The following is a 6,273-nucleotide window of genomic DNA, read 5'->3' as shown; positions in this document are numbered from 1 at the left end:
CAGCGACGCTTGCGCTTCCTGTCTCGGTCCCATCATGGCTGATCCCTCCCTTTAGGAAGAATTGAATCAGCAACTTACCAACCGATCAAGCCCGAGTTTTTCAACAAAATATGCCCAAATTGGTCAAGCGTCTAAAGCAGTAAATCTGTGCGTCCAGAAATCTACTTCAAATTGGTTTGTTAGGGATGTGCCTAATTGATGTTCGATAAAGGCCAAATCCTACTCCCGCAACCAAAATTACCTACATAAAAACAATACACTAGCGTCCAACAGGGCGATTCCTGCGTTTGGCCCTGCCGAACCCGGTGCTACAACGGTGCTACGCCAAAGAGCAAAGAATAGCTATCAAAGCGTTCTCATTCTGGCGCTTCCTGAAGCCGAATCTTACCCCATCATGAAAACCAACCCGCAGTTTCCGTCTGCACTGTCAGCACCGTCAGCCATAACCCGAATGTCCGGTTCGAGCCCAAGGCGGTCGATCGTCAAATCATGTACACACGAGCTCAATGATTTAAATCAAAGTCACATTCAGTAAATGTAATATCTTTGTTTCTCCAGATTTTGCCTTTTGGGGAGGAGAAGCGATGGGACTGTTGAAATTGATTTCGAGGTATCTGGCTACACTTACAGCGCTGATCGGATTGGCGTCATGCGCGGGCGTTCAAGATACCACTGCAAATGCTTCGCTGCAAAGCGCATCCAGCGGAGGCGGAGTCCTTTCTTCAGTCTCACCGCGCGCCTTAAATGTTCAACCATTCACAATGGTACGAGGCGTCGGAGTACTACCCGGCAGAATTGGTGAACGGACAACCGTCGGAGGCGTCACAATGGGCTATGTGACGTTAAACCCTCCGCCGGAGGCATTGTTCACAGAGGCAATCAAGTCTGAGTTATCGGCAGCTGGGCATAGCGTGACCGGCGGGCAGACAAAAGTGTCTGGTGTTGTGGAACGGTTTGCACTCAGCACGCCCGCAACTGCAACCCATTGGGACGTGACAATAGACGCCGCGCTTAAGGTGTCTGTAGGCGGCACGACACGCGCCTATTCGGACGTTTGTGTTTCTCGCACGTATGCTTGGCCTTCTGACAAAATGATCGCCGACTTGTCCAGCAAATGCGTCAGCGGGATCGCAAGAAAATTTGCCGGAGACAGGAGCATCGCCAATGCGCTGTGACCGGAATCCTTCGAACTTGATCGCCTACCATTCAAAAGCAATTTTGCTGTGTTTGGTTGTGACGTTGTCAGCATGTGCCGCATCTCAGGTTGGAGTTCCAGCCGGTGCGAAATCAAAATATCAATCGATCGCCGTAATCCCGCGGGTAAATGACAACCTGCTATCTGTATATCGCCCAAACATGGCAGAGCTTGAAGTTTCAATGTCTCGATTGGGATGGGACGCCGCAGCCGGAACAGGACAGATTTCCAATGAAATCCTTGGGCGCACCGGGGCCTCGGTTGCTGTCACGCGCGACGAAAATAGCGCCGTGGCCAGAGCTGCCGACGCTTTGATCGTTTTGCAACAAACGCCTCTTGATCAGTATGGACAACAGTACACACCCGGACAGGATGTGTTGCTCAGTTCGGTCAGTATTGCGGCTGCCGCTGCTGCAGGAGGTATGGCCTACATCATAATTGATGATCCGCGACGTTACAGTTCTCGGTCAATACTTGAAGTAAACGGTAGCGACGGAAGCGGACCCAATCACTGCGCTATTGGCATAACCCCTGTATTGCTGAATGCAAAAACGGGTGAACTGACCAAGCAAGGAAGGCCGTTAATGGGTGTTGAAAAGCTACCAATCCAGCTTGCAGGAGGTACTTGGGAACGATTAACCCCGGCCGAAAAGTCGAATGTGCGCGCGTACTGTCAGTCAGCTCTCAGGCGGGTCGTCTCGCAATCATTCGTAGAGCTCGACATCGTCCAGTAACTTTGGACCAAGATTTGCTGTGACCGATAACAAAATAAGGAAAGCAACATGACAATTACACTCAGAATTGCATTCGGCGCAGTTGCACTTGCTGCTGTGGTAGCATGTGGTCCGCCGGACAGTGTGCTTTTAAATGATGGCTACGAAGTTGTCCGGACGGAGGGTTCGACGAGCTGTTTGTTTAAGGCCTCAACCGGAGACCGCATATCCTGAGCTTATCGGATCAGTGGGCGAATGACGCTTTTCCCGCATAGCAGACGAAGGTTAAACCCGGCATACGCGACGGCAACCCCCGATTCGCCAACTCAGTGTATAGCCAGTTCGCCATTCGGCCGGTCTCATGCTCGTCGCAACGGATGGTATCGACGTAGTCGCGCAATGCCGCATATTTCACATCCGGGTCCGTGATTTCCCTAACCGAAGATAAAGGACACCATTCTCGTCGAAGATACAAATCGACGTCTCGGCTTTCGAGACACCCAGTCCAACAAAACACTGTTCCATCTTGCTCTCCCATTGCTGTTCCGATGCCATCATGCACCGGCCAAGAGAGCTGCTGTTCAATTACTCAGAGTTCCGTCCATTCTCCACGAACGATCACATGGCCCTTTGCGGCGACGTGCTGCCTCAGCGATTGCACCAGAATACCGTGTTTCCCATCGGTTTAGCGTGGTGTGGTCCACTGAAACACCGCGCTCGGCCATGATTTCTTCCGGATCCCGGTATGATACGCCGTGTCGGACGTAGAAAACACCGCGAACAGGATCACATCCTTTGGATATTGCGCGCCCTTGAAGGAAATCATGGACTAACTTTCAACTGATTTTATCGAAAGTCATTCATCCGCAGCATCTAACCTCGTCAACAGCAAATGAGTCCGCAACAGATCCTCGAAAAACTCTGACGACGGTCACGCCTTGAATATGTCCGCGTCCAGGAAATTTGCGCACTGTGACAATAGTAGAAAACTCCGATTTCAAACGATCCAGTTTTCAGGGGGCAAAGCACTTGGTTGGATCAGAGACCAGGCCGAACGCCAAATGGCAGTCCGGTGTACTTTGTCGTCACTTTGCAAAAATTGACCGTGTCGCAGTGAGGGTTTCTTCTTTGACGCTGTCAGGCAAATGATATTGTGTGGCATGCGGGACCTGAACACCTTTGGAACATCCTTCGCGCACAGCAATGGCTGAAATCCAGCGTTGCAGATTGTCCAGGTCGTCCGCGCGAACGCCAGCCCAGTCATGTATGCGCGCCCAGCTCCAATGAGCGATATCGGCGATGGAGAATTCTCCTGCCAGATACTCGTTATCTACCAGTCTCTTGTCGAGAATTTCCAGCAGCCGACGGGTTTCATCCTGATAACGCTTGATCGCCACTGGTACCTTCTCGGGGAAGTAGCGGTAGAAAACATTCGCCTGACCCTGCATTGGCCCCAACCCGCCAACCTGGAACATCAGCCACTGCAGCACTTCTGAACGTCCCTTTACGTCGGTCGGCATCAGTTTTCCGGCCTTTTCGGCCAGATAAACCATAATCGCTCCGGATTCGAAAATCTGGAAACCACCATTGTCGTTGTCGACAATCGCAGGGATGCGACCATTGGGATTGATCGCGACAAAGTCCGGCTCTTTTTGAATGCCGGTCGTGATGTCGATCGGGTGGACCTGGTAGGGCAGGTCGAGTTCTTCGAGGGTGCAGGAGATTTTCCAGCCGTTTGGAGTTGCCCAAGTATAAAGATCAATCATTTTCCGTCCTTAGCCTGTCATCGCCACTTGATTGAGCAACCCATGCTGGGCGTTTGCCGGCGTGGTCCTTGTCCGGTCCTGGCGATCATCAGCATGGCATCCAAAAGTTCGGGGTTGCGACCAGTCGGATCACCCATCATCGCGCTGTCAATCCGACCGCGATATTGCAGTTCGCCCTTGCCGTTGAAGCCAAAGAAATCAGGAGTGCAGACCGCATCATATGCTTTGGCGACACTTTGATCCTCGTCGACCAGATAGGGAAAGCGGAACCCGAAATGTGCTGCGAATTTCGTCATCATGGGGGGGGCGTCTGAGGGGGCATAGCTGAAATCATTCGACATCACGGCCAAAACACCGATCCCGTTATCCATCAGCACGGATGTGTCCTCGGCAAGTCGTTTGGCAATGGCTTGTACATAGGGGCAATGGTTGCAAATGAATGCGACCAGAAGCCCTTTGGGGGTCAGATGATCGGAAAGGCTGTGTAATTTCCCCTGGGGGTCCGGCAGGGTAAAGGCTGGAGCTTTCCAACCGAATTCACAGACGGGGGTATCAAGTAGCATCGCGGAAATGCTCCTTATGCTGGAGTGGAACAGGTTTTCGCAGTTTTAGAACGATCGGTATAAACAAGTAAAGTCTAAAACGATCAGTCAAATCAAGTTCCCGATGATCAGTCGAGCAAACGTTTTGCCTGATCTGCGACGGCTTGCAGTGTTTCCTGGGTGAAATCGCCTCGGCCCATAACTCGCATGGCCAGCACGGCACCCATCAGCGCTTTGGACGCGGCCTCGGCGTCGACCCCAGACGATATTTCACCTGTCACTTGCCCCGCCCGTAAATTCTGTAAAAAGAAATCTTCGAGGTCATGCAGGCCGTTCATCACCACATTGCGCACGTCATCCCCATGAGTCGGAAGTTCGACAAGCGTATTCACCAGAAAGCAACCGCGTTTCTGGGTGTCGGCGAGCGTATCTTTCACAGTGCCATCCATTAGCGCAATAATAGCATTGCGAGGGGTGTTTTCCACCGACAGGCGCGTCAGCCCTGCGCGCCTGTTTTGGCGGTCGTATTTAAGCAGAGCCCGCAAGAACAGCTCTCTCTTGCCGCCAAACGCATTGTAAAGGCTGCCTTTGTTGATACCCGTGCCTTCAACAAGGTCGGAAATCGATGTCGCGTCATAACCGTGTTTCCAAAACAGAGCGGTTGCTTTGTCCACGGCTTGTTCTTCGTCGAAATTTTTCTGCCAGGGCATTGAGCGGACTCCGGAACAGTAGCGCTTATCCGACAATATTTTGACTGATCGGTACAATCAATAGTATATTGGCGGGAAATCTTTGAAGGGAGGTGTTGCATGACTAGGCCAGACATCATTCCGCTGCACAAGCTGAAGGCGCATGCAGCAAGCCATTTTGCGACGCGTCCGCTGGCGCAGAGGCTGGCAGCGGCCTTCCGGGATGCACACTATCGGCCGAATGAACTTCACAGGCATGATTATTTTGAACTGTTTCTTCTGAGCGATGGTGGCGGAACCTGTTCCATTGAGGGCACAGATCACCAGCTTGACCCCGGTACGGTTCTAACGTTGCCGCCCGGTGTTGTGCATGGCTGGACTGACCGCCGGGAACTCGATGGGTTTGTGGCCCGCGTCCCTTTGCATCTCGGGTTTCACATGCCCGTTCTTTCGGACAACGAGGTTTTCGCCCTTGCCTTACCGCGACGTCTGCGCGGGCATCTGCTGTCGCTGATGAACTGGATCACGGAGGAGGATGAGAGCCGCGCGCAACGCCGTCAACCGTTACAGCAGCAGCAATGGCGGCTGTTTCTTGATTGTGTGGCCTCTGAACAGAATATGCGAAAGCCAGCCGCTCAAAGAAGGCAGACTAGGCCGGATCTGTTTGGCGCTTTCCTGACGCTTCTGGAACGTAAACACCACTTGCGATGGGGTGTGCAGGATTATGCGAATACGTTGTCCGTCAGTCGAAGCAGGCTTTTGCGGATTGTACAGAAGCGGGCTGGCTGTTCTCCGGCCGATATGATCAGGGCTCGGACGCTGAAAGAAGCGGAGCGTCTGTTATTGGTTTCCAAAAAAACCTGCGCCGAAATCAGTGACGAGTTGGGTTATTCCAGTCAAGCACAGTTTTCGCGCTCGTTTTCGGCGCAACACGGTATGTCACCCAGCCAATATCGCAGCAAAATGGCAAATCTCTGACGCAAACAGCTAAAGACTGCCCATCTCAACTTTATTAGCCTTGAGAACTCAACATTGGCTCTTAAGGAGAAATACGAATGAGCAACGATGTTCTCGTCGTCATCGCCATCGTCAAGGCAAAGCCGGAAAAAGCGGATGAGTTGTACCATCTTCTGGTCGACCTGGTCGCACCGACCCGGGCCGAAGAAGGTTGCATCCGATATGAGATGAACGTTTCGGACGACCGTTTGACTTATGTCTTCACCGAGCAATGGGCCAGCAAACCTCTTTGGGAAGCACATATGGAAACGCCGCATCTCGAAGGGTTCAAAGCGGTCATGGACGACCTGGTCGATGGGTTCGAACTGCACACGCTCAATTTGGATCCGGTCAACTCAAGCCTCTGAACGT

The 6,273-nt window shown here is 52.3% G+C and carries 8 protein-coding genes and 1 pseudogene; 4 read left to right on the top strand and 5 right to left on the bottom strand.

Annotated elements, in window-relative coordinates:
* Window positions 1-827: 827 nt before the first annotated feature.
* Together ACR0BK_RS18570 and ACR0BK_RS18565 are read left to right on the top strand one after the other, a co-directional pair.
* Window positions 828-1,175, top strand: coding sequence for a hypothetical protein (locus ACR0BK_RS18570; protein ID WP_480521435.1), 348 nt, complete (start codon window positions 828-830; stop codon window positions 1,173-1,175).
* Complete coding sequence (locus ACR0BK_RS18565; protein ID WP_480555869.1) at window positions 1,165-1,929, top strand: hypothetical protein; 765 nt, start codon at window positions 1,165-1,167, stop codon at window positions 1,927-1,929. Before ACR0BK_RS18570 ends, ACR0BK_RS18565 begins: the two co-directional genes overlap by 11 nt.
* 390 nt (window positions 1,930-2,319) lie before the next feature.
* Here ACR0BK_RS18565 and ACR0BK_RS18560 read toward each other — a convergent pair whose 3' ends face one another.
* From ACR0BK_RS18560 to ACR0BK_RS18540, 5 genes and pseudogenes are all read right to left on the bottom strand, one after another.
* Entirely contained in the window at window positions 2,320-2,466 is a 147-nt protein-coding gene (locus ACR0BK_RS18560; RefSeq protein WP_480555868.1) for a hypothetical protein, read from the bottom strand.
* 35 nt (window positions 2,467-2,501) lie between these two features.
* Window positions 2,502-2,734 (bottom strand): annotated as a pseudogene (locus ACR0BK_RS18555) (IS6 family transposase); the annotation flags it as partial.
* Between the two features lie 259 nt (window positions 2,735-2,993).
* Window positions 2,994-3,674 carry a glutathione S-transferase family protein gene (locus ACR0BK_RS18550; RefSeq protein ID WP_480555867.1) on the bottom strand — a complete coding sequence of 227 codons (681 nt, stop codon included), beginning with the start codon at window positions 3,672-3,674 and terminating at the stop codon, window positions 2,994-2,996.
* Window positions 3,675-3,691: 17 nt separating this feature from the next.
* Window positions 3,692-4,237 carry a thioredoxin family protein gene (locus ACR0BK_RS18545; protein ID WP_480555866.1) on the bottom strand — a complete coding sequence of 182 codons (546 nt, stop codon included), beginning with the start codon at window positions 4,235-4,237 and terminating at the stop codon, window positions 3,692-3,694.
* A 107-nt stretch (window positions 4,238-4,344) separates the two neighbouring features.
* On the bottom strand, window positions 4,345-4,926 hold the full coding sequence (locus ACR0BK_RS18540) for a TetR/AcrR family transcriptional regulator (protein WP_480555865.1): 582 nt from the start codon (window positions 4,924-4,926) through the stop codon (window positions 4,345-4,347).
* A gap of 99 nt (window positions 4,927-5,025) precedes the next feature.
* Between ACR0BK_RS18540 and ACR0BK_RS18535 the strand changes: the two genes are divergently transcribed.
* Both ACR0BK_RS18535 and ACR0BK_RS18530 read left to right on the top strand, forming a co-directional pair.
* Window positions 5,026-5,883 (top strand): helix-turn-helix domain-containing protein, encoded by an 858-nt coding sequence (locus tag ACR0BK_RS18535; protein WP_480555864.1) that lies wholly within the window; start codon window positions 5,026-5,028, stop codon window positions 5,881-5,883.
* Window positions 5,884-5,960: 77 nt separating this feature from the next.
* Window positions 5,961-6,269 carry a putative quinol monooxygenase gene (locus tag ACR0BK_RS18530; RefSeq protein WP_480474640.1) on the top strand — a complete coding sequence of 103 codons (309 nt, stop codon included), beginning with the start codon at window positions 5,961-5,963 and terminating at the stop codon, window positions 6,267-6,269.
* Window positions 6,270-6,273 lie beyond the last annotated feature (4 nt).

It is taken from the genome of Ruegeria sp. AF1 (assembly GCF_056542125.1).
The sequence above is the reverse complement of the archived record's forward strand: the minus strand, read 5'-3'. Positions and strand labels throughout refer to the sequence as shown.

Excerpts from the sequence above, each read along its gene's own strand:
- ACR0BK_RS18570 (WP_480521435.1), top strand. The coding sequence starts at position 828 with ATGGGCTATGTGACGTTAAACCCTCCGCCGGAGGCATTGTTCACAGAG.
- ACR0BK_RS18540 (WP_480555865.1), bottom strand. The coding sequence starts at position 4,926 with ATGCCCTGGCAGAAAAATTTCGACGAAGAACAAGCCGTGGACAAAGCA.
- ACR0BK_RS18565 (WP_480555869.1), top strand. The coding sequence starts at position 1,165 with ATGCGCTGTGACCGGAATCCTTCGAACTTGATCGCCTACCATTCAAAA.
- ACR0BK_RS18550 (WP_480555867.1), bottom strand. The coding sequence starts at position 3,674 with ATGATTGATCTTTATACTTGGGCAACTCCAAACGGCTGGAAAATCTCC.
- ACR0BK_RS18545 (WP_480555866.1), bottom strand. The coding sequence starts at position 4,237 with ATGCTACTTGATACCCCCGTCTGTGAATTCGGTTGGAAAGCTCCAGCC.
- ACR0BK_RS18535 (WP_480555864.1), top strand. The coding sequence starts at position 5,026 with ATGACTAGGCCAGACATCATTCCGCTGCACAAGCTGAAGGCGCATGCA.
- ACR0BK_RS18530 (WP_480474640.1), top strand. The coding sequence starts at position 5,961 with ATGAGCAACGATGTTCTCGTCGTCATCGCCATCGTCAAGGCAAAGCCG.
- ACR0BK_RS18560 (WP_480555868.1), bottom strand. The coding sequence starts at position 2,466 with ATGATGGCATCGGAACAGCAATGGGAGAGCAAGATGGAACAGTGTTTT.